Annotated in this window: 16 protein-coding genes and 7 pseudogenes; 7 read left to right on the top strand and 16 right to left on the bottom strand. The window is 67.9% G+C overall.

Going from position 1 to position 21,391, the window contains the following annotated elements:
- Positions 1–27: 27 nt before the first annotated feature.
- From STRBO_RS40455 to STRBO_RS45680, 5 genes and pseudogenes are all read right to left on the bottom strand, one after another.
- Positions 28–981: a DUF3626 domain-containing protein gene (locus STRBO_RS40455; protein ID WP_078595570.1), complete on the bottom strand. Its 954-nt coding sequence runs from the start codon at positions 979–981 to the stop codon at positions 28–30.
- A 52-nt stretch (positions 982–1,033) separates the two neighbouring features.
- A complete protein-coding gene (locus STRBO_RS0124190) occupies positions 1,034–1,609 on the bottom strand; it encodes a DUF6192 family protein (RefSeq protein ID WP_245170614.1) in 576 nt (191 codons plus the stop codon).
- 782 nt (positions 1,610–2,391) lie between these two features.
- Positions 2,392–2,769 carry a hypothetical protein gene (locus STRBO_RS0124185; RefSeq protein ID WP_005476754.1) on the bottom strand — a complete coding sequence of 126 codons (378 nt, stop codon included), beginning with the start codon at positions 2,767–2,769 and terminating at the stop codon, positions 2,392–2,394.
- 208 nt (positions 2,770–2,977) lie between these two features.
- Entirely contained in the window at positions 2,978–3,226 is a 249-nt protein-coding gene (locus STRBO_RS0124180; RefSeq protein WP_005476751.1) for a hypothetical protein, read from the bottom strand.
- A 45-nt stretch (positions 3,227–3,271) separates the two neighbouring features.
- Positions 3,272–3,466, bottom strand: a pseudogene (locus STRBO_RS45680) (hypothetical protein); the annotation flags it as partial.
- Positions 3,467–3,581: 115 nt separating this feature from the next.
- On the opposite strand from STRBO_RS45680, the gene STRBO_RS43015 reads away from it, so the two are divergent.
- Both STRBO_RS43015 and STRBO_RS43010 read left to right on the top strand, forming a co-directional pair.
- A protein-coding gene (locus STRBO_RS43015) for an IS5 family transposase (protein ID WP_202499215.1) occupies positions 3,582–4,390 on the top strand; the annotation gives its coding sequence in 2 pieces (ribosomal slippage) (positions 3,582–3,930 and positions 3,930–4,390; 810 coding nt in all).
- Positions 4,391–4,441: 51 nt separating this feature from the next.
- A protein-coding gene (locus STRBO_RS43010; protein WP_086016306.1) for an IS5 family transposase occupies positions 4,442–5,256 on the top strand; the annotation gives its coding sequence in 2 pieces (ribosomal slippage) (positions 4,442–4,784 and positions 4,784–5,256; 816 coding nt in all).
- Positions 5,257–5,264: 8 nt separating this feature from the next.
- Here the strand turns inward: STRBO_RS43010 and STRBO_RS0124160 are convergent.
- Positions 5,265–6,005 (bottom strand): annotated as a pseudogene (locus STRBO_RS0124160) (transposase); the annotation flags it as partial.
- Between the two features lie 274 nt (positions 6,006–6,279).
- Between STRBO_RS0124160 and STRBO_RS0124155 the strand changes: the two are divergent.
- Both STRBO_RS0124155 and STRBO_RS0124150 read left to right on the top strand, forming a co-directional pair.
- On the top strand, positions 6,280–7,248 hold the full coding sequence (locus tag STRBO_RS0124155; protein ID WP_020114920.1) for a phosphotransferase family protein: 969 nt from the start codon (positions 6,280–6,282) through the stop codon (positions 7,246–7,248).
- 188 nt (positions 7,249–7,436) lie between these two features.
- Complete coding sequence (locus STRBO_RS0124150) at positions 7,437–7,772, top strand: site-specific integrase (RefSeq protein WP_005476740.1); 336 nt, start codon at positions 7,437–7,439, stop codon at positions 7,770–7,772.
- 269 nt (positions 7,773–8,041) lie between these two features.
- Here STRBO_RS0124150 and STRBO_RS0124145 read toward each other — a convergent pair whose 3' ends face one another.
- On the bottom strand, positions 8,042–8,872 hold the full coding sequence (locus tag STRBO_RS0124145) for an intradiol ring-cleavage dioxygenase (RefSeq protein WP_028796821.1): 831 nt from the start codon (positions 8,870–8,872) through the stop codon (positions 8,042–8,044).
- 425 nt (positions 8,873–9,297) lie between these two features.
- Here STRBO_RS0124145 and STRBO_RS44905 point away from each other — a divergent pair.
- Together STRBO_RS44905 and STRBO_RS44900 are read left to right on the top strand one after the other, a co-directional pair.
- A pseudogene (locus STRBO_RS44905) lies at positions 9,298–9,526 on the top strand (IS6 family transposase); the annotation flags it as partial.
- A 374-nt stretch (positions 9,527–9,900) separates the two neighbouring features.
- Positions 9,901–10,017 (top strand): annotated as a pseudogene (locus STRBO_RS44900) (IS6 family transposase); the annotation flags it as partial.
- 276 nt (positions 10,018–10,293) lie between these two features.
- Here STRBO_RS44900 and STRBO_RS0124135 read toward each other — a convergent pair.
- The 8 genes and pseudogenes from STRBO_RS0124135 to STRBO_RS0124095 all read right to left on the bottom strand — a co-directional run bounded on the left by STRBO_RS0124135 (position 10,294) and on the right by STRBO_RS0124095 (position 18,984).
- Positions 10,294–11,346 carry an SGNH/GDSL hydrolase family protein gene (locus STRBO_RS0124135; RefSeq protein WP_005476736.1) on the bottom strand — a complete coding sequence of 351 codons (1,053 nt, stop codon included), beginning with the start codon at positions 11,344–11,346 and terminating at the stop codon, positions 10,294–10,296.
- 1,183 nt (positions 11,347–12,529) lie between these two features.
- Positions 12,530–12,837, bottom strand: a pseudogene (locus STRBO_RS42045) (hypothetical protein); the annotation flags it as partial.
- Positions 12,838–13,128: 291 nt separating this feature from the next.
- On the bottom strand, positions 13,129–14,478 hold the full coding sequence (locus tag STRBO_RS0124120) for an SAM-dependent methyltransferase (RefSeq protein WP_005476733.1): 1,350 nt from the start codon (positions 14,476–14,478) through the stop codon (positions 13,129–13,131).
- Positions 14,479–14,638: 160 nt separating this feature from the next.
- The gene (locus STRBO_RS0124115) at positions 14,639–15,004 is read right to left on the bottom strand and encodes an L-rhamnose mutarotase (RefSeq protein WP_005476731.1); all 366 of its coding nucleotides are present in this window, start codon (positions 15,002–15,004) and stop codon (positions 14,639–14,641) included.
- Positions 15,001–16,029 (bottom strand): aldo/keto reductase, encoded by a 1,029-nt coding sequence (locus STRBO_RS0124110; protein WP_005476729.1) that lies wholly within the window; start codon positions 16,027–16,029, stop codon positions 15,001–15,003. Before STRBO_RS0124110 ends, STRBO_RS0124115 begins: the two co-directional genes overlap by 4 nt.
- Entirely contained in the window at positions 16,026–16,784 is a 759-nt protein-coding gene (locus STRBO_RS0124105) for an SDR family NAD(P)-dependent oxidoreductase (RefSeq protein WP_005476727.1), read from the bottom strand. The genes STRBO_RS0124110 and STRBO_RS0124105 overlap by 4 nt, the downstream gene beginning before the upstream one ends.
- Positions 16,781–18,118: an L-fuconate dehydratase gene (locus STRBO_RS0124100; protein ID WP_005476725.1), complete on the bottom strand. Its 1,338-nt coding sequence runs from the start codon at positions 18,116–18,118 to the stop codon at positions 16,781–16,783. Before STRBO_RS0124100 ends, STRBO_RS0124105 begins: the two co-directional genes overlap by 4 nt.
- A gap of 14 nt (positions 18,119–18,132) precedes the next feature.
- Positions 18,133–18,984: a fumarylacetoacetate hydrolase family protein gene (locus tag STRBO_RS0124095; protein WP_005476723.1), complete on the bottom strand. Its 852-nt coding sequence runs from the start codon at positions 18,982–18,984 to the stop codon at positions 18,133–18,135.
- 702 nt (positions 18,985–19,686) lie between these two features.
- On the opposite strand from STRBO_RS0124095, the pseudogene STRBO_RS42040 reads away from it, so the two are divergent.
- Positions 19,687–20,187, top strand: a pseudogene (locus STRBO_RS42040) (IS5 family transposase); the annotation flags it as partial.
- A gap of 4 nt (positions 20,188–20,191) precedes the next feature.
- Here the strand turns inward: STRBO_RS42040 and STRBO_RS42035 are convergent.
- Positions 20,192–20,928, bottom strand: a pseudogene (locus tag STRBO_RS42035) (enolase C-terminal domain-like protein); the annotation flags it as partial.
- Between the last annotated feature and the right edge of the window lie 463 nt (positions 20,929–21,391).

Genomic DNA, 21,391 nt, shown 5'->3' with positions numbered 1-21,391 from the left:
TCGCGTCTCTAGGCGAATCCGGCCGTGTCACCAGACTCCAGCCCGCTGACCTGCACCTTCACCTCGGCGGGGACTCCAGAACCCCTGAATTGCGCGGAACGCAGGCCAGGTGGCGACCAGGCTCGGGGTTTCACTGCGGGCAAGGGGCGGCGCGCCGAAGCGCGCCAGGCAGTGCCAGACCTTCTTGAGATCCTGCGGGTCGTAGTGGCCGGAGGAGGCCGCCTCGCCGATAATGCGGGGATCGACGCTGCCGTTGGCCGCGAGCTCGGCGCCCAGGTCGACGTACTCCTGTCCGCGGTAGTCCGGGTGGCGCCGCAGATGCTCCACGGTCAGGTGGTAGCCAGGGTGCCATTCGACAGGGCACGGAAGCCGGCGGGCATCGGCTTCTACGGCTGTTCCGCGATAGCTGGGATCCAGGACAAGTGCCTCCACATCACGGTCAAGCCTGACGGTCCCGTGGATCTGTGCCTCGATGTGACCGTCCAAGGCGTCCAGCGCGTCGGCCTCGGCCAAGTCGATCAGAGCAAAACGGCTCGCGACACCGAACGCCGAAGGGCCGGTCGAGCTGTCCGGGTAGCAGAACGTCGCGCGTGCGAGGGTGTGGGCGGCGAGCCTGAAGTACGAGGAGCCAAACCGAGGCGCCCCGCCGACGGATACGTGCCGGTAGTTCAGCGCGCCGTAGACCGGCCGCTCGTCAGGTGCGGCGCAGTCATAGGCACCACCGAAGATACGGCTCTCCCAGCGCCACCGGTCCCCACCCGGATACGCAGTCAGACCGCCGTTGCTGGTGCCGGTCACGAACTGCGAGCGGTAGACGCCGTCTTCCGCCATCCTGAGAAGGATCGGACGCTCGCCCACCAAGCGGTCGGGATGGAAGTTCATCGTCAACCGCAGCCGCGAATCGAGTGGGCGCCCGACCGACAGGGACGCCACATGCCGCAAAGCCTTCTCCTGCAGCCACCAGGAACCATCACCACCCATCCGCGCAGTGTGCACGAACGCCTTCCGTCACGGCACCCGGAATATCGCGACCTCAGGCCACCAAGCCGTAGTCCGGATAATCATCGGCCATGGCCTTGTCGGCGACCGCCGGACGGCGCAGGAAGTCGGTGGTCACCACGGCCGCGACCGCGTCGTCGGTGGCCAGGTCGTGGATCGCTTCCACCTTCTCCTGGACGCTCTCCGGGGAGTCGACCTTCCAGCCCACCACGCGTTTCGCGCTGTCGTGCGTCCACCGCAGCTGTCCGCCTCGCGGGCTGGACGGGGGGTTGGTGACCGCCTCGAAACGTTCCTGCTCATCGGGGATGCTGGCCAGGATCTTGTGGATCGTGCGCGAGACGTCCGTCCGCCGGCGCTCCTTCGGCCAGCGCGAGGACACCCACCGGTAACTGCGGACCATCGTGTAGGCCAGGCCGACGTCTTCGGCGAACATGCGGAGGGCCTCGCTGACCGTGAACAGGTCGTCCTTCCCTGACGGATTCGCACCCCCATACGAACGCATCGGCTCGATTTCCACAGCCGCATCCCCGAGCCGCCACTGGGCACTGCTCATCGTCGTGACCCAGTCCCGGCCCAGCTTGACCAGCTCGTCGTAGCGTTCCCGGGTCACACTCCCGATCATCGCGGGCATCCGGACATCACCCCCGAGGGACCCGGGTGCGGCACCTTGTCCATGCCATCAACTTGCCCCGGCAGGCCGTCACTCCGCACCATCCAGCCGACTCCAGGCACCTGCCAGGTGCGCACGGCCCCGCAGTGAAGCACGATGACAGCCACCGAATGCGCGGTCTCACAACCCGGTGTCCGCCGCGCGCCGTCTGTGCCAGGCCCGTTTGCGGCAGACGGGAGAGCAGTACATTGCCGAGGCAGGATGGTCGACCCCGACCGTCCACGACGTCCCGCACTCCGGGCAACTGGACGTCACACCGACCTTCACCGCCTCGGTTCTGGCCCTCGCTCGCCGCATCCGCCGCCAATGCCGCGATCGGCAGACGGACGAGCAGAAGACCGCTGTCGCCCTTGCCGACGGCATCAGCGGACCACCGCACCCACGGCACAACCGAGGCCCATCATCGCGGTCGTCCGTGACCACAACCAGCCTCAGCCGAGGAACGCCGTCCCTGCGCATGCTGCCACCGTACGAAACGAAGTTGGCCGTCGGTAGTCCCCCACCGTGGCTTCGAACGTGTCGGTTGGCCCCAGGAGAACGAGAAGTCATTCGCAGCCACCCACCGCGAGGTCGAAGAGCCTGGGGTCAGTAAGCGGCGATCCGGATGCGCATCTCGTCCTGGCGAGCGGACCGGGGTCCTCCAGGCCGCTGTACCGGCTGATAGAGCGGAGGTGCCGCTCGTCCTGCACGCCGTGTGAGCATCCGTTCGGGGGGCAGGCCTCTCAGTCCGAGTCCTCCTTCCTCGTGAGCTCGGCCAGCTCGTCGAAAGTACGGATCAGGACTGCGCGTCGCTCGTCCTTGTAACCCGATGAAGGCGTCAAGGCGTCGATGTGGCCCTCCCATACCGCCATGAACGTATTCTTCCACCCCGCGACCACCTCGGCCTCGGGCAGCGACGCCCCCACGTACCCCTGCCGCGCCAGAAGGCTCAGCAGCTCCAGGTTGGCCGGCACCGCGATTCCCCAGTACTCGTCGGGCTCGATCTCGACCGGGTCGCCGGCCATCGCGTCCGCTACCTCGGTGATGAGCCGGTCCGTGAGGATCGACACGTGGTCTGCGGCCGTGTCGCTGTCGAAGTTGCCGGTTCCCCAGTCGCCCATGGGTCTCCTCTGCTGGTTGGGTCGGTACGCACGAGTTGTATCAGCGCGTACTGACAACCGGACCGCGCAGAGGTGCGGCAGGCAGGGATGTCCGGAACGACGTGGGCCAGGTCTCATGTGTCAGAGCCGGTAGTCGCCCGTCGGCCATCTTCCCGCCGCCTGGCATGCCCGGATCAGGAACAGGCACTCACCTTGTCGTTTAGCCCCGTCAGGGGGTGACGTAGTCGCCCCAGCCGAAAGTGGCGACGTAGGCACGTCGAAGGGCTTCTCCTCCGCGTCCGCCCCTGATGCGGATGACGGTCAGCGCGAGGATGAACCAGGCGGTGAAGCACGCCGCGACGATCAAAGTCCAGCGAGGGCCGGAAAAACGGGCAATGACGACCAGGGCAATGATCGTGACGACCAGTCCGATGTGGCCGCCTCTGATATCCGTGCTGGACCTGCTGCCGCCTGTCATCAGGGTCTCCCGCCAAAAAACCACGCCGCTCTGCGCCAAAGCAGCCTACGGGGCTCCGCCAACGGTGTCAGTGCCGCTCCCACGGCGGGGTTTGGTGCCGACCTTATGGTGGGCGGGACGGTTGTATGCCTCGCCGGTCGCGAGGACGCGGCCCACGTCGTGACGGGTGGCTGGACGGCGGTTCTTCGAACCAAGTGGCCTTCCTGGGCCAGGTGTTGAGGGTTTCGGTGCGCTGGCCGGAGAGCCGGGAGGCTGTCGCGTAACTGCTGCTCGCTGGCCGTCAAGTACGAGTCGATGTTCGATTCCGGTCTTCTAAGAAGCCATCTCATTTGGATGACTCGGTATTCTGTGGGTCATGGTGGGGATCGTTGAGCGGCTGGTGCCGGACGAGTTGTGGGAGTTGTTCCAGCGGGTGGTGCCGGAGGCGCCGTCGCGGCCGCAGGGCGGTGGTCGGCGTCGGCACGGCGACCGGGAAGTACTGGCCGCGATCGTCTTCGTGGCTACGTCGGGTTGTACCTGGCAGCAGCTGCCTTCGGCGTCGTTCGGCCCGTCCGGAGCAACCGCCCACCGGCGGTTCGCCGAGTGGTCGAAGGCAAGGGTGTGGGCCAGGCTCCACCGCCTGGTCCTCGACGAACTCGGTGCCCGCGGTGAGCTGGACTGGTCGCGGTGCGCGATCGACTCGGTGAACATGCGGGCCCTGAAAAGGGGGACCTGACGGGTCCGAATCCTGTCGACCGGGGCAAGTACGGATCGAAGATCCACCTGATCACCGAACGGTCAGGTCTGCCCATATCTGTCGCCATTTCCGGGGCCAACCTGCACGACAGCCAGGCCCTGATCCCGCTGGTGAAGGGCATCCCGCCGATCCGCTCGCGCCGCGGCCGGCGACGGCGCCGGCCCGGCAAACTCCATGCCGACAAGGGCTACGACTACGCCCACCTGCGGCGATGGTTACGCAAGCGCGGCATCACCCACCGCATCGCCCGCAAGGGAGTCGAGTCCTCGCAACGGCTGGGGCGCCACCGCTGGACCATCGAACGCACGATGGCCTGGCTCGCCGGCTGCCGCCGCCTCCACCGACGCTACGAACGCAAGGCCGACCACTTCCTCGCCTTCACCAGCATCGCCTGCACCCTCATCTGCTACCGCAGACTCGCCAAATGAGATGACTTCCTAGACCGTGTCCTACATGGTCAGTTGACAGTTGTCCTGGGCATGGGGAGTGGACGGTGGGGATGGATCGTTCCGGACGGACTGTGGGAAATAGCGAGGCCGTTGTTGCCGCCGGCCCGGGTGCGTCCGCAAGGGGGCGGGGTCGCGAACATCGATGATGAGGCGGTCTTCGCCGCGATCATCTATGTGCTGGTCAGCGGTTGCGCTTGGCGTGCGTTGCCACCGTGCTTCGGGGCGTCGAAGTCGACCGTCCATCGCCGGTTCGTCATCTGGTCGCGAGCCGGGGTCTGGGGGCGGCTGCATCAGAAGATTCTCCGGCTTCTGGACGATCGGGACCTGGTCGACCTTTCCCGCGCGGTCCTTGACTCTGCCCATGTGAGGGCTAAAAAGGGGGCGAACTTGCAGGTCCGAGCCCCGTGGACCGGGGTAAGCCCGGTTCCAAGATGCACATCCTGTCCGACGCGAACGGACTGCCTCTACGCGTCGGAGTCTCCGCCGCCAACACCCACGACAGCCAGGCCCTGAAGCCGATGCTGTCCCATTTCCACATGGGACACGAATCCCACGCGACCGATTCCAAGCCCCAACGCCTGCACGCAGACAAGGCGTACGACGTGCCTCACCTGCGGCGATGGCTGTGGGGCAAGCGCATCGGCGTCCGCATCGCCCGCAAGGGAGTCGAGTCCAGCGAGCGACTCGGCCGACGCAGGTGGGTCATCGAACGCACCATGTCCTGGCTGACCGGCTACCGCCGACTCAACCACCGCTACGAGCGGAAACCAGGCAACTACCTGGCCTTTCTCGGACTGGCCGCAGCCCTCTGCTGCTACAAACGGCTCCGGAAACTGACCATGTAGGACACGGTCTTAGGCGGCCGGCCGCCCTTCGGGTCGTAGACACGAGGCGGCTTCGGCAGTCGCATGACCCGGTCGGAGCGGACCCGGCCGACCAGCTCGACCGGCAGATCGCGCAGGACCCAGGCCAGGCGGGTGACGTCGTAGCCGGCATCGCTGACGATCACGATGTCCGGGTCCCCGGCCCGCCACTGACCCGCGGCGATGAGCCGTTCAACGACTCCCCGCAGCTGGGCGGCTGTGACCGCGGTGGCGTCGTCCACCGGTCCGAGCCGGACCGCGTCCAGGATCGCGGTCCAAGAGGTGGCACCCGGCTCCAGGACGGCGACGAAGGAGTAGGGCCAGCCCGGGAGGAACTGCGACGCCGTCTGCGCCCGGCCATAGACATGGCAGAACAACCGCTCGGCCGAGCACGGCGCGTCCGAACGAAGCCATGGCGACACATCGACGGCCAGGACCAGACGCCCGCCGTCGAACCGCGGCAGCGACAGCCCGGACAGCACCGTCCGCACCTGCTCGACATCGATCCGGCCGTGATTCAGGCCTCCGTACATCGCTCCGTGCCCACGCCGATGCTCGGGCAGCAGCGTCAGGTCCACCGGGGACTTCACCGCACCGTCCGCACACAGCACCGCATCCGTCAGCTCGAACAACTCGTCGCGCCGAGCGGTCAGACACTCGTAGAACTCGCCCCGGAAGCGTGACGCTTCCGCGAACGCATCCCTCCGCACAACATCAGGCAGCAGACTCACCCTCACGGCCTTCGTCTCGGTCACGTACACCTTGGTCGGAGCACAGGATCAGACGAAGGCCGCCCCCACGTCCGGCAAACCCCCAGGTGAGCGACTCAGTACGAGACACCGTTCGAGGCCGGAAGAAAAAGAACAAGCTCAGTAGGTGTTTTTGCAGGTGGGCAGAGGACTGAGGCTCCGCAAAAAGGGATTCAGGGTTGAGTAGTGGCTCGCGTAGGGTTCCCCAGTTGCCGAGCTGAAAAGGTGGGTCGTGGACGTGGCACCTCGGGAAGTGATGCGGGACCAGCTGGCGGGGGCGGCCCGGGCCGCACTGGGGGGCGGTCGGCAGCTGGAGGCGGTCGAGCGGCTCACCGGCGGCACCACGAAGGGCGTGTACCGCCTCACGATGAACGACGCCACGACGGCAGTCGCCTATCTGTGGGAGAAATCGGAGAACTACTGGCCAGCGGATGAGGGCGATGGCGACCTCACCGACCCGTTCTCGCCCGGTGTCGGACTTGACCTGTTCGAGGCCAGCCACGCGCGCCTGGCCTCGCTCGGCCTGCGGGTCCCCGAGGTCCACTTGGTCGACCGGGACCGCACTCACTACCCGGCCGACCTGGCGATCGTGGAGGACTTCCCTGGCGAGGACCTGATGGACCTGTTCAACCGCGACCCGCGCGCCGCAGAGCCGACGATGGCCCGCCTCGCCGACGCCCTGGCGGCGATGCGACGCCATCGAGCGCCGTCGTTCGGCAAGGTGGCCCAGATCGACAAGGGAGGAAGGTCCAAGGCGGCGTCGTGTGAGGAGGCAGCGCTTGGGTTCGCGCTGCGCTGCCTCGCTGAGGCGGCGTCCCGTGACCGGAGGATCGCGGACGCCCGCGGCAGGCTGGAGGAACGGCTGCGTGAACTCGCCGCGGAGGTGCGGCCGCGTGCCGAGTACTCGGTCGTCCATGGCGAGCTGGGGCTGGACCACGTGCTGGTGGACCGTGCCGGTAACCCGGTCGTGATCGACTTCGAGGAGTTGCTGTACTTCGACGTCGAGTGGGAGCACGTGTTCCTGCGGCTCCGCCACTCCGAGGACCAATACCGGCGGTTGGCGGTGGAGGACCTCGACGAGGACCGACTCGCCCTCTATAAGCTCACCCAGCACCTGTCCCTGACGGCGGGGCCGCTCCGGTTGCTCGACGGAGACTTCCCCGATCGGGCGTTCATGCAGGGGATTGCCGAGCACCACTTGAACCAGGCGCTGGCGCTGGTCTGAGGGTGTTGGTCATCAGGGGGACATACTTGGCTTTTTCTCCCAGTCGATGCGGGGGCTTTTGCGGGTGAGGCGTCGGCTCACCATGGTGATGAGTGCCCAGTTCAGGTGGGCTTCCTGTTGACTGAACTAACTTCGGAGTTTTCCCAGTTCAGGACCGATATGGAGGATGCTGCTGCTAGCTTCCGGGCATGCCTGAGAACGAGGGGGTCGAGCGTGATCTGTCTGCTCTGGAGCTGCCGCAGTGGGGCCGCTTACGAGAGACCGGTGATCCCTGGGATCCGTACCAGCTGATCGACAAGGATGGGCGGATCTGCGCGGAGGCTCAGGCGTTCTTCAAGGACCTCCAGGCCGCGGGCCGCGAAAACACGACCCTGCGCTCCTACGCGCTGGACCTGCTGCGCTGGCTGCGATTCCTCTGGGTGCTCGACATCAGCTGGGACCGGGCGACCAGCGTCGAGGCTAGGGACTTCATGCGCTGGATGCTGCTGGCCGACAAGCCCGTACGCGTGCACTGGCGTAGATGAGCCATGAGACATGCTCGACCAGCTCGTGCCGGACATCGAGCGTGGAAGGATACGGAACCAACGAAGCCCCCCGGCCGTCGGCGTGTTGAGTGAGATCACCACACCAACGACGAGGGGCTTCGCCACATCACCGCCCCTGACCAGCCTGGTTCACCCGACAGCCCAGGATGAAAGAGGTTCAGTGCCCCTGCCGGTGGGACGGGGTGGGAGCCGGAGAGGCTGGATGTAGAGCGCGCGGAATGAACCCCGAGCCGTTCAGCTGTGACGGGTCACACCGGAACCGTCAGCGTCGCGGTGTACCCCTGATCGACGGTGCCGGTGACTTTCGCGAGCTGCTGGTTGTAGCCGTCGCTGAAGACCATGTCCGACTCCAGGGAGAGCTCGCTGAGATTCCTCACGCTCTCGCTGTATCCGCCGGTGGCGTACACCCTGTCGCTCACGCCCTTCGGCAGCGCGAGCTGCGAGGTGTTCGTGATGGACCTGGCCGCGGTGGCGTCGGCCAGGCTGTCGTAGACCTCGAAGTGGACGTGCGGCCAGCGGCCCGGGTAGCAGCCGGGGAAGATGCTCTTGAACGTGACCTGTCCCTTGCCGTCCGCCTCCTGGACGCCGCGCAGGTAGTTCTCGTCCGTCACGCCGTCGTTGTACAGGGAGTACCTGCCCTCCCGGTCGCATTGCCAGATGTAGACGGCGGCGCCCTTCTTGGGGGTGCCGCAGCCGGAGGCGGCGTCCACCACCGTGAGCGTGATCGTCAGGGGCACGCCCTCGGCGGTACCCCCTGCGGAGTCGCCGAAGCTCTGCGTGATGTCGCTGCGGACGACACCGCTCTCCTTCAGGACGTTGACGCCGTTGGAACCGTCGCCGGGGAAGGGGCCTTCGGTCTCCTCGGGGATCGTCTCGCACTGAACGGGCGACGACGCGGACGACGGGGAGGGCGACGGGGACGAGGACGCCGTGGTCTCCTCCTCGGAAGTGCAGCCCACCAGCGGCACCAGGCTCACCCCCGCCAGCAGCCGTACCATCCGGCGACGGGCGAGAAGGGGAAGGTCGTAGGAGAGGCCCCGGTCGTGCTCGTGCACTTCTTCCTCGTGGTTTACGGTCATGACAAGACGGTATGGGCCGGTTGCTGTAGGCCACCAGGCATCTGGCCTGTCGGTCCCCTACCGATCGACTGTCATCTGTCTGTCACTGCCCGGGCCCGTCTGTCGGTGACCAGGCGGGTGACGGTCTTGTCGTGATGGCCGAGTGCCTTCGCGATGACGGGGGCCGGGGCCTGGAGGACGAGCTGACGGATCGCGGAGGTCCTGCGCACTGCGGAGGGACGCCGATCTGACGCAGATGGACTTGGAGCTGACCGGGCTGTCCGGGCTGGCGGCCGGAGAAGAGCCACTGCGAGCTGGCTTGCCGGACGTGGGAAGGTCTTGGCGGCTTCGGGTACGCAGTGTCAGTGCCACGGAGACGGACGTGGGGCGCTGTCACGTTGGCTGGGCGGGTGGGATGATCGCCGGGTTGATCATGCTGGGGGCCCGTGGAGAGCAGGTCGCCGTCGTACAAGGGGCACCGGTACCCGGCCGAGGTCATCTCCCACTGTGTGTGGCTGTACTTCCGCTTCCCGCTCAGCTTCCGTGAGGTCGAGGAGCTCATGCTCGAGCGCGGGATCGTCGTCTCCCATGAGACAGTCCGCCGCTGGTGTGTGAAGTTCGGGCAGGCCTACAGGCGGGCTGCGCCGCCGGCAGCCGCGGCCCGGGGACAAGTGGCTCTACGTTCTTGAACGGGTTGGTCCTCCCGTTCGTAGGGCGAGGACACCCAGGGGAGTTGGGTGTGGCTGACAAGTGGCTGCCGTTCGTGGCTTCAGGTGCTTGGCCGCCCGGCTCCCCACGACGACTCGGCCGCCGATTGGGAAGTGCGAACAAGTCGCTGTGTAGAGCAATGTCGGCGAGGTCGTCCGTGGTACGCAAGGCAAGTACGACGACTGGAGCAGGCACTGTCAACTTTGACGCACCGTCATATGATCACAAAGGTGATTGGTAATCTTCACCTCTGATTCCGCGATTGAAGCGCCGAATCGGCCTGCCGGAGGGAGGAACTGGCTGGGCTTTCCTTCTTGATCATCTGACGCCCAGTCAAAGTTGACAGTGCCCACTTCCGACCCCGCCGCCACCTGATGACCGCTCCCGGCTACCGGGCCGAGATGACCATCCGCTTCGCGATCCGGGACCAGTTAACCGGTCGGCCCGCAGTGGCCTGAGCAACAGACCGGAGCCCGACTGAACCATGCCTCGATACACCGTCAGGCCCCACCCACCCAACAACGTGACAACGCCCGCAGCGCAGAACCGGCATTTTGTGATCTTGCAGACCAGGGCGGGGAGCGTATCCATGTACATCCGTCGGTGAGCTCGCGGGGGCACGGTCCCCGGGGTGGCTGGGGTCTGCTTCTGGGCCGTCCGTGGCCGAGCCCGAGCGGGCCGCCCGCGATACCGCGAGCGGCCCGCTGCTCGGGTCAGCATGAACTGACTACGCGTCAGCCCTCCTCGACCGTACGGCGCCTGCGCGCGAAGTAGACCGCGGCGGCGCCGGCCGCCACGACCGCGAGACCGGCACCCGCGACTACGGGAGCACTGCTCGACGCGCCCGTCTCGGCGAGATCTCCGTTCGTCTTCGGGTCGTTCGCCCCCGTGTCCTTGCCGGGCTCGGGCGTGGCCGACTCGCTCGGGGTCGGGGTCGGGGTCGCGCCCGCAGCGGGCGCGTCGTTCCTGGCGAGCTCCGCCGCGAAGGCGCCCGCGATCACTTTGTGGCCTTCGGCGTTGGGGTGGGGGTCCTTCTTCGTGCACGCCCAGGTCAGCTGGCAGATCTTGGCCACGTTCGCCGGCACCTCGCCCGCGCCGGGTACGTTCACCTGGGTGGTGAAGTCGTTTGAGGAGAAGGTCCCGGGCAGGTCCGCCACCTTGAAGCCGGTGGACTTGTAGACCTGGGTGATCCCCGTGTTGGCGGCCTCGAGCAGAGGTGCCGACTCCTTGGCGGCCTGCTGCCCCTCGGCGCCCAGCAACCAGGTCGCCAGGAACGGGTTGTGGTACGTCGAGCCCACGAACTGGGTGTCCTTCGCGCCCGCTTTGCGCAGCGCGCCGGCGATCTGGGCGAGGTTGGTCGCCATGGTCTGGCTCCGGCTGTTCAGGCACGCCCCGTCGAGGGTGCCGGCCGGGCTGACGCAGTTGAGCAGGATGTCGTTCGCGCCCACGCTGAGGGTCACATAGGTGACCTTGCCGTGGTGCTGGGCCATGGCCTTCAGTGCGGCGTCCAGTTGGGACTTGGCGTTCGGGTAGTCACACTTGCCGCCCTTGAGCAGAGACTCGGTGGTCTCAGCGGTGCAGCCCAGACGTATGTGCTTCAGCCCGGGAGTGCGCTGCTTGAGCTGCGTGTACAGCTGGTCGGTGTAGGCGACGTCGGTGTCCTTGTCGACGTCCGGCTGGTAGCCAGAGGCCAGGGAATCGCCGAGCGAGATGTAGTACGTCGCGTCGTTGCCGTCGGCCGCCTCGTCGGCGGTGGCCAGTCCGGGCGTGCCCAGCACGATCGTCATGGCAGCGACAGTCAGCCGGGAGCCGACACTCTGAAGGGGTCTCATCACTTAAGTGTGCACTTTCCAGTTGATGGGGGTGAATGCCCGAAGGACGCGGCGTGAAGTGCGGATGGAGGGCAGCGGGAATTCAGCCGCTACGTTTTTCGGGCACCCGAAGAAGGCCTCGATAAAGGCATGGGGGGCACGCCTCCGTGAGACTGCGGGATCTGCCCGACTTCGCTTCGGAGGTGTGGACATCAACCTAGCAAGAGCGACACCGACTTGGGTATGGGGACCGGTAAAGGGAAGATCACAATGGCACTCGTAATCAACAGAAGGGCTCGGTCGGCAGGGAATTGGTGACCGGACCCGTTGGTAGCCATTCACTGAGTGATCGACTGAGGCTGCATTCTCCGCGCGGCAGCACCTCCCACCTGCACGCACTGAACCGCTCCGGGATCAGTTGAGGCTCTACGGGTTGGGCCGGCCGCCGGTTGGAGCTGGTTGGGCGTAGTAATTGCCCTTGTGTTCGGCGGGCGGGAACGACGCCGGTCGCGGAATGCAGACGCTGAAGGTTAAACCAGCCTGGCTTTTCTGCGGAGTTGGACAGCACACGGCAGATCTGCTCGACCCCGAACGCCTGTTGAACTCGCCGATGAACGTACGAGCGATTTGACGGCCGGTCGAACTCGGCCGCGAAGACAGCCGACGCCGCATCAAGACCGGGCCGCTGCCGTACAACTGGGCGCGGGTCATGCTGGATCGGCGCCGCAGGACCGTCCCCTGGACCTTCGCTCGCGCCCGCTTGGAGGACGGCGCCGGTGTCTGCACCAGTATCGGGAAGATCCTCGGCAACACCATGATCTTCAAGCCGCTGGCGACCTCCGACAACCCCAACCTGACGGCCTACGACGCGGACGGCGGCCGTCCGGGAACAGGGGAAGGGAGCCCATGGGCTCCTGCCGGTGCCGGTAGCCCTCATGGAAGGAACGCAGGCCAGCGCATGCCCTGGAGGCGCCAGATCTGGTTCTTCTTGGCGCTGAGGGTGCTGCCAGAGTCGCAGGTCCACTGGTTGCTCAGTGCTCGCGGCTGGGTGGAGACGCCGGAGACTGCGACGCACTTGCCGCGGTGACGTTGCCGTTGCTGCCGATCAGGATCCTGGCCTTCTTGGCGGTGTTGTCCTTGGGGGCCGGCGGCACGCAGCTCAACGGTGGCGGCTACGCCACCAGCCTCGCCGGCTAGGGGGTGTCCGGCGGATCTCGCAGCCGGTCGCCGTGGTTCCATGTTGGGTCACGGTGCCGTGGAAGACGTAGGCGCGTTTGTCGTAGCGCGTAGCTACGGTCCTGGAGTTTTTGAGCCAGGTTGATCGTGCGCTCGACTTCATTGCGGCTTGTACAGCTGCTTGTCGAACCCGGTGGGACGGCCGCCGTCGCTGCCGCGGCGACGACGGTTGGCGCGCTGGTCCCTCGGCTCGGGAATGGTGTGCTTGATCTGCCGTCTGCGCAGGTATCGACCGCCCAGGGAGCGGCGGTGAACCAGGAGTTCGGTGGAAGCGCGAGCCCCACCAGCGAATCTGGACTCTCGCTGACCACGTGCCCCGGCGGCCGTGCCATCAAGTGGTCCGCCGGGGCACGCCCCATACGGGAAATCACCTCACGCGTCCGGTGCGGACCGGGACGTTGCCCGCTCGTCTGCCACGTCGTCATGGGCGACACGGGGTTTCAGCGCGTCCGGAGCAACGATGGGGTGGGTCGATGCTGTTCAGACCTGGGGGTGCGGGGGCCTAAGTCGAGAGACACCGCGTCAGGCGAGCGCCGAGGCCGAGGTTCCCAGGAAATCCCTGCGCAACGGCATGCCGGACCGGCCGCCACCATCGGTCCTGACCGCCAGCACCTGGTTGACGCCCATCGTGTTGTTCTCGAACCCGACCGCCGAGGCCGCCATATACAGGCGCCACACCCGCGCCCGCCCGGGCGAGGTCAGCTTGACCGCCTCGTCCCAGTGTGCTTCGAGGTTGGCCACCCACTCACGTAGCGTGAGGGCATAGTGCTCGCGCAGGGCCTCGACGTCGCGCACCTCGAAGCCCGCCTCCTCCAGCAGCGACGCGGTGGAACCGACGGGAGCCAGCTCGCCGTCGGGGAAGACGTACCGGTCGATGAAGGGGTCCATTCGGTACTCCCCTTCGTCCCTCAAAGGGCGCCGCGCTATCTGGTGGTTGAGCAACCGCCCGCCGGGCTTCAGCAGCCGGTGCAGGATGTCCGCGTACGCGCGGTAGCGCTTCTTGCCGACGTGCTCGGCCATACCGATCGAGGAGATCGCGTCGAAGGGGGAGTCGTCGATCTGCCGGTAGTCCTGCACCCTGATCTCCACCAGGTGCTCAAGCCCCGCCGCGGCGACACGCTCGCGTGCCAATGCCGCCTGTTCGACCGAGATGGTGACCCCTACGACCTGTACGCCGTAGCGTTCGGCCGCGTGCATGGCCAGCGAGCCCCAGCCGCAGCCCACGTCCAGCAGCCGCTGTCCCTCGCGCAGGGCGAGCTTGCGGCAGACCAGATCCAGTTTGGCTTCCTGGGCCTGCTCCAGCGTGTCGCCGGAGCCGGAGGACGGGTCGCCCTGCCAGTAGGCGCAGGAGTAGACGAGTGAGGGGCCCAGCACCAGGGCGTAGAAGTCGTTGCCCACGTCGTAGTGGTGACTGATGGCCGCCTTGTCACGCCGCATGCTGTGCGCGGGACCGCGACGGCGCACCACCTCTTCGGCGGGCGGAGCCGGCGGGAGCCCCATCCCCGCGAGGCCGAGCGTCCGGCTCACCGTACGCAGGGTGGCGGGTGTGGTCAGTACGCTCAGCGCTTGGCGGAACGCCGCGGTGCGGCTGCCGGGCTCGTCCCGTTCCCACACCAGCGTCGAGATGCGCTTCAGCAGCTCGTACAGGTCACCGTCGACTTCCAGATCTCCGGCCACCCAGGCCCGGGCGAGCCCCAGCTCGCCGGGCCGCCACAGCAGACGCCGAAGGGCTTCGCGGTCACGCAGGACGAAGGCCGGCCCGTCCTCGGGGCCGGCCGTGCTGCCGTCCCAGAGGCGGATTCCCACGGGCAGGGGGAGACCCAGCACCTGTTCACTGAAACGAGCCAGAACTGCTGCGGCTGCTTCGGACATGTGAATTCTCTCAGTTCAACGCAGGGGCCCGCCCGTCTCGCACCGCGGCTGGGCCTGGCACATGGTCACCGCGGCGGCGGTCGGCGCCGTGAGTACAAGCGGACAATGATTGAAAATTAAAGCTACATCCTGTACGAGCAGCTGATGGGGGTATGGCCGGTTATCCGGTCCGGGTCACGACAGGCTCCCCACGCCTGGCCGATCCATGACGCCACGGCGACACCAAGAGCGAGGGCTGCGGCTGTCCGAGCAGGACAGCTCGTGCGGCAACCGCCCGAAGGCCGTCGCGACCGCGGCTCCCCCGCCGGTCGCCGCACAGGCCGTGATCGGACACGTTGTCAGACCCTGGGGCGTGGCCGGCCGTGCGATGACGGGCAGGTCGTAGCCGCACGGCCGCACCGGTCGTCCACTCCCCCACGCCCGCGGCGCGGATGACGACGGTCAGTTGCTCGGGCACCTGCCGGTGCGCGGCCTCGTACTCCTCGATGCGGTCGGCGCGGACCTTGGTGTGCAGGGCGACCTTCATGACGGCTCCTCCGACGGCATGGCTTCCCCGGTCGGCGCGGCTGCGGGGACAGGAGTGTCCGGGGCCAGCAGGCCCTCGGCGCGCAGCTCGTCCCACAGGGCGGCCGGAATCGGGCGCCGCAGCTGCTCCACCGTGTCACGCACCTCGTGGGAGGAGCGCGCCCCGGTCAGGACGCTCGCGACCGAGGAATGGCCGAACGGGAAGCGCAGCGCGGCGGCACGCAGTGGCACGTCATGGCGTTCGCAGACCGCGAGGAGTCGTAGCGCCCGGTCGAGGACCGGCTGCGGAGCGGGGGCGTAGTCGTACGTGGCGCCTGGCCGGGGGGCCGTCAGCAACCCTGAGTTGAACACCCCGCCGATGACGACACTCCGGCCTCGAGCGGCTGCCTCCGGGAGCAGTTCGGTGAGCGAGTCCTGTTCCAGGAGGGTGTAGCGGCCGGCCAGCAGCACCATGTCGATGTCTGTCTCACGCAGGAACCGGGCGGGCAGGGCGGACTGGTTCATGCCGACGCCGATCGCTCCGATCACGCCTTCGGCGCGCAGCCGCTCCAGCGCCGGGTACGCCTCGCGCAACGCCTGGTCGGCGTGTCCGTCCGGGTCGTGCAGCAGGGCCACGTCGACGCGGTCGAGGCCGAGACGTTCCAGGCTGGCCTCCAGGGAGCGCAGCACTCCGTCGGCGCTGAAGTCCCAGACGCGGCGGTGGGTGGCCGGGACGGCGAAGCCGTTGGCGAGGTCGTCGCCGGCGCCTTCCTCCCGGCCCGGCACGAGGAGCCGTCCGACCTTGGTGGACAGGGTGTAGGTGTCACGGGGACGGTCGCGCAGCGCGGCGCCGAGCCGCCGCTCCGACAGACCGAGACCGTAGTGGGGCGCGGTGTCGAAGGTGCGGACACCGACGTCCCAGGCCGCCTCCACCGCGGCATGGGCGGCCTCATCCGTGACCGGATGGAGAAGGTTGCCGAGGGCGGCACAGCCCAGCGCCAGTTCCGAGACCGGTACGGCGCTGCCGCCCAGCGTGGTGGTCCTCACGGCCGGTCCACCGGGCGCAGCCGCAATCCCTGCATACCGCCGTCCACCGCGAGCGAGGTGCCGGTGACGGACGCCGCGGCCGGACTCGCCAGGTAGACGATCGCGGCCGCCACCTCGTCGGCGGTGACCAGGCGGCCCATGGGCTGACGGGCGTTGAGTGCGGCCCGCTCGCCCTCGGGGTCGTCGGCTGCGTCGAGGAGCCGGCCGACCCAGGGGGTGTCGGCGGTTCCGGGGTTGACGCAGTTGACGCGGATGCCCTCGCGGACGTGGTCGGCGGCCATGGCGAGAGTCAGTGAGCGGACCGCGCCCTTGCTGGCGCAGTACAGGGCGCGCTGCGGCAGTCCCGCGGTGGCGCCTATCGAGCACGTGTTGACGACCGCCGCGTGCGCGGAGCGGCGCAGGTGGGGCAGGGCGGCGCGCGTAGTGCGGACGATGCCGAGGACGTTGACGTCCAGGACCCGGTGCCACTGCTCGTCCGGGTTGTCCTCGATGGTGCCCACCGCGCCGATGCCCGCGTTGTTCACGAGGATGTCCAGACCGCCGAGCCGTTCGGCGGCCTGTTCCACGGCTGCGCGCACGGAGACGTCGTCGGTGACGTCGGCCTGGAGGCCGAGCAGCGGTTCACTGACACCGCCCGGGTCTAGGTCGAGCACGGCCACCGACGCGCCCTGGGCCGCCAGTGCGCGGGCCGTGGCGAGCCCGATACCGGACGCTCCGCCGGTGACGACGGCCCTGAGCCCGGACAGACCGATCATGCCGCCTCCTTCTGAGCAGCGCGGTCGGCCACCCAGAACGCGCCGTCCGGGTAGCGGTACTCGGCGATGGATTTCTCCCGCATGGTGGCGGAGAAACCGGGAATGAGCGGCGCGGTGTAGTGGCCGTCGCGCATCACCACGGGAGCGGTGAAGTGCTCGTGGAGGTGGTCGACGAACTCGATGACCCGGTCGTCCGTTGTTCCGGACAGCGCCAGGTAGTCGAACATCGACAGGTGCTGCACCAGCTCGCACAGACCCACACCGCCGGCGTGCGGGCACACCGGCACCCCGAACTTCGCGGCGAGGAGCAGGATCGCGAGGTTCTCGTTGACCCCGCCGACTCGGGCCGCGTCGATCTGGAGCACGTCGATGGCGCCGGCCTGGAGGAGCTGCTTGAAGACGATGCGGTTCTGCACGTGCTCGCCGGTGGCGACCTTCACGGGGGCCACCGCCCGCCGTACGGAGGCGTGGCCGAGGATGTCGTCGGGGCTGGTGGGCTCCTCGATCCAGTACGGGTCGAACTCGGCGAGCGCATTGGTCCACTCGATAGCCTCGTCCACGTTCCAGCGCTGGTTGGCGTCGATGGCGATGCGTACCCCGTCGCCGACAGCGGCGCGGGCGGTGCGCAGACGCCGGATGTCGTCGTCCAGGTCGGCGCCGACCTTGAGCTTGATCTGGGTGAAGCCGTCGGCGACGGCCTGCTTGGCCAGCCGGGTGAGCTTTTCGTCGGAGTAGCCGAGCCAGCCCGGTGACGTGGTGTAGCCGGGGTAGCCGCGCTCCAGCAGGACGGCCTCGCGCTGCGCGAGCCCGGTCCGGCCGTCGCGCAGAAGGGTGAGGGCGTCCTCGGGGGTGAGGGCGTCTGTGATGTAGCGGAAGTCGACCTGGGAGACCAGCCACTCGGGCTCCGCGTGGGCGAGCAGCCGCCACAGGGGCTGCCCGGCGCGCTTGGAGGCGAGATCCCAGACGGCGTTGACGACGGCACCGATGGCCATGTGCATCACGCCCTTCTCGGGGCCGAGCCAGCGCAGCTGACTGTCGCCGATCAGGTCGCGGCTCAGCGAGCCCGGGTCGGCGCACAGCTCCTGAACCGAGCGGCTCACGACATGGGGTCGCAGAGCGTCGATCGCGGCGACCTGGACATCGTTGCCGCGGCCGATGGTGAAGGTGAAGCCGTGGCCTTCGTGGCCGTCGCCGGCGTCGGTGCGCAGTACGACGTAGGCAGCGGAGTAGTCGGGGTCCGGGTTCATCGCGTCCGACCCGTCCAGCTCCCGTGAGGTGGGGAAGCGGACGTCGTAGGTGTCGACCGCGGTGATCCGGGCGGAGGTGGTAGTCAAGGGGGTGCTGCCTTTCACGCTTGGGCGAAGGTCTGGCGCTGGCTGCCGAGGCCGTCGACGGAAAGCTCGACGGTGTCGCCGGGGCGCAGGAAGGGAGTGCCGGGAAGCCCCAGAGCCACGCCCGCGGGTGTACCGGTGTTGATCACGTCACCGGGCTCCAGAACCAAGTACTGGCTCAAGTACGAGACGATGTGGTCGACCCCGAAGATCATCTCGCCGGTGTGGCCGTTCTGCCGCTTGACGCCGTTGACGCTCAGGCGCAAGCCGAGGTCCTGCGGATCGCCGACCTCGTCGGCGGTCACCAGCCACGGCCCGAGCGGGTTGAACGTCTCGCAGGACTTGCCCAGGTCCCACTGCGAGGAGTACTCCAGCTGGAACTCCCGCTCCGAGACGTCATGGCTGATCGCATACCCCGCGATCACCCCGGCCGCCTCCTCGGGGCCCTCCAGATAGCGGGCCCGCCGTCCGATGACGACCGCCAGCTCGACCTCCCAGTCGGTCTTCACCGAGCCGCGCGGGATCAGCACCTCGTCGTACGGACCGACGACCGTGCCCGGGTCCTTCATGAAGACCACGGGGCGGGGCGGGATCGCCGCGCCGGTCTCGGCGGCGTGGTCGCGGTAGTTCAACCCGACGCAGATGATCTTGCCGGGACGCGCGACGGGCGCGCCGATGCGCAGACCGTCCGGGTCGAGCACGGGCAGCTCTCCCGCCTCGACCGCCGCGCGGGCCCGGTCCACTCCCCCGGAGGCGAGGAAGTCGCCGTCGATGTCAGGGGCCACAGAGGACAGGTCCAGCAGCCGGCCGTCGTCGGTACGGACCGCGGGACGCTCCTCACCGGGGGCGCCGACTCGAAGCAGTTTCACTGGGGGCTCCCTTGCCATGCGGGCTTCGTCTGAGTGGTGTCGGCCGTAGGGCTGGGCCGCCGCTGGTGCGCCCGGGCCGGACCTGTCGGCGGGCTTCGCTCATCCGCAGCACAGTCATCGGATGTATGGCGCACAGTGACCTTAGATGCAGGGATCGCGCCTGACAATGGATTCCTCGGATGTATTTCGTCGGCGATGCCAGTCAAGCGCTCACACATGCAGACGGACCACGGCACGAATGGCCACGAGGTCGACTCGCGAACCGCCATCCGATGACTTCGGAGTGAGCCCACCCCAGCTCCCGCCCTCGCCGGCACCGGCGGCTCCATGTGAGCTGCCGCAGCGCATCGCCCGTCACGCGCGAAGGCCGAAACTCCGCAGGTCGTACGGGGCCTCAGTACGGAGTCCCGAGGTCGGGACGGCGCCTCGGCGCCCTACGGCGTGGCGTCCCGCAAATCTCTGGCGGCGAACCCTTGTCAACGTCGGCAACGCCGTCGTAGCGGCCTCGAAGTCCCAAGATACATCGGAGGAATGATTGCACCATCCAGTGCGTCCGTTCGGCTCACAACCGTGCGGTCGCTCCACCTCCGCATCCCTCGGGCCCCGGCTGACCCTCACATCCACCCCTCAGGGCACGATCCGCGCATTGTCCGCACCGGATCGGCAGCTGCCCGTCCGGCGACCTCGCCCCTCGCCCCGTTCGTGGGGAAACGACAGTCGCGGCCATGGATCGTGTCGGATGAACTGTGGTCGCTCATCGAACCGTTGCTGCCCGAGCCTGGTCCGAAGCTGGTGGAGGGCAGGCCTCGGGTGCCGGACCGGCAGGTGTTGTGCGGGATCCTGTTCGTGCTGCACACCGGTATCCAGTGGGAGTACCTGCCGCAGGAGCTGGGCTTTCGGGTCGGGGATGACGTGCTGGCGGCGCCTGGCCGCGTGGAACGAGGCCGGCGTGTGGGACGAACTGCACCTGGTGCTGCTGAGGAAACTGCGGGCCGCGAAGAAGCTGGACTGGTCGCGGGCGGTGATCGACTCCTCCCACGTCCGGGCAGCTCGGCGCGGCCCAAAAGCGGGCCCAGCCCGGTCGACCGTGCACGGCCGGGCAGCAAGCACCACGTCCTCACCGACAGACAGGGCATCCCGCTCGCAGTCTCGCTGACCGGCGGAAACCGCAACGACGTCACACAGTTGCTGCCTTTGCTGGACAAGGGTAGGGGTCAAAATCGGCCAGCGCGGTGGTCCAGGTGATGGCTTCGTCGACGTTCCAGCGCTGGTTGGCGTCCATGGCGATGCGGATGCCGGGCCGACTGCGGTACGGGCAGCCCGGAAGCGCCGGATGTCGTCGTCGAGATCGGCCCCGACCTTGAGCTTGATCTGCCGGAAGCCGTCGGCCACCGCGCGCTGTGCCAGGCGGGTCAGCTTCTCGTCGGTGTAGCCGAGCCAGCCGGGCGAGGTGGTACAGGCGGGATAGCCGTGGGCGAGGAGGTCGCTTTCCCGTGCGGTACGGCCTTCCCGGCCGCGTTGCAGGATCGTTACTGCTTCCTGGCGGGTGAGTGCGTCGGTGATGTACCGGTAGTCGATCTGGTCGGCGAGCCATTCGGGGTCGGCGTCGGCGAGGAACTTCCACAGGGGCTTGTCGGCCCGCTTGGCGGCCAGGTCCCATACGGCGTTGATGACGGCGCCGACGGCCATGTGCATCACACCTTTTTCGGGACCGAGCCAGCGCAGTTGACTGTCGCCGGTGAGGTCGCGCGCGAGGCTGCCTGGGTCATCGCACAGATCCTCTACGGACCGGCCCACGACGTGGGCTCGCAAGACGTCGAGCGCCGCGACCTGCACGTCGTTGCCACGACCGATGGTGAAGGCGAAGCCGTGGCCCTCCAGGCCGTCTTCGCTGTCCGTCCGCAGTACGAGATAGGCGGCCGAGTAGTCGGGGTCGGTGTTCATCGCATCCGACCCGTCCAGCTCCCGGGACGTGGGGAACCGTATGTCGTACGTGTCGAGACCGGTGATCCGGGAGACGCTTGTTGAGGACACGCTGAGCCTTTCGTGATCGGTGAGCCTGACGGACAGTGCCAGGGCCGGCAGCCGCCACCGCATCGCCGGGACCGACCCCGCTGCCAGATGGGTCCGGCTGAGCCGGGTACCTGAGGCCACCGGCGGAAGCACACGTGGGGAGCCTCCTGTGCGGCCGTGTGCCGGCCACGCCGGTTGACCCCGTCGGCGAGAAACAGTGACCTGGGCCCGTGCTTCGGACGCCCTCGCCCAGATGTGTGGACGGGGCCGGGAAGGTCACCGGGCGGGGAGCGCGCGCCGGCCTTCGACGCGGTCCCTTGCGGCCCGTCCCTCGATACTTCGGATGATTTTTCTGCGGCGGTGCCTGACAGTACGACCGCCGGCCCGTTGGCGC

This window comes from Streptomyces bottropensis ATCC 25435, from assembly GCF_000383595.1.
GTDB classification, from domain to species: domain Bacteria; phylum Actinomycetota; class Actinomycetes; order Streptomycetales; family Streptomycetaceae; genus Streptomyces; species Streptomyces bottropensis.
This window is presented reverse-complemented; position numbering and strand designations above follow the sequence as displayed.

Coding starts and splice junctions, on each gene's coding strand:
- STRBO_RS40455 (WP_078595570.1), bottom strand. CDS start 981: ATGGGTGGTGATGGTTCCTGGTGGCTGCAGGAGAAGGCTTTGCGGCAT.
- STRBO_RS0124185 (WP_005476754.1), bottom strand. CDS start 2,769: ATGGGCGACTGGGGAACCGGCAACTTCGACAGCGACACGGCCGCAGAC.
- STRBO_RS0124180 (WP_005476751.1), bottom strand. CDS start 3,226: ATGACAGGCGGCAGCAGGTCCAGCACGGATATCAGAGGCGGCCACATC.
- STRBO_RS0124155 (WP_020114920.1), top strand. CDS start 6,280: ATGCGGGACCAGCTGGCGGGGGCGGCCCGGGCCGCACTGGGGGGCGGT.
- STRBO_RS0124150 (WP_005476740.1), top strand. CDS start 7,437: ATGCCTGAGAACGAGGGGGTCGAGCGTGATCTGTCTGCTCTGGAGCTG.
- STRBO_RS0124145 (WP_028796821.1), bottom strand. CDS start 8,872: ATGACCGTAAACCACGAGGAAGAAGTGCACGAGCACGACCGGGGCCTC.
- STRBO_RS0124135 (WP_005476736.1), bottom strand. CDS start 11,346: ATGACGATCGTGCTGGGCACGCCCGGACTGGCCACCGCCGACGAGGCG.
- STRBO_RS0124120 (WP_005476733.1), bottom strand. CDS start 14,478: ATGTCCGAAGCAGCCGCAGCAGTTCTGGCTCGTTTCAGTGAACAGGTG.
- STRBO_RS0124115 (WP_005476731.1), bottom strand. CDS start 15,004: ATGAAGGTCGCCCTGCACACCAAGGTCCGCGCCGACCGCATCGAGGAG.
- STRBO_RS0124105 (WP_005476727.1), bottom strand. CDS start 16,784: ATGATCGGTCTGTCCGGGCTCAGGGCCGTCGTCACCGGCGGAGCGTCC.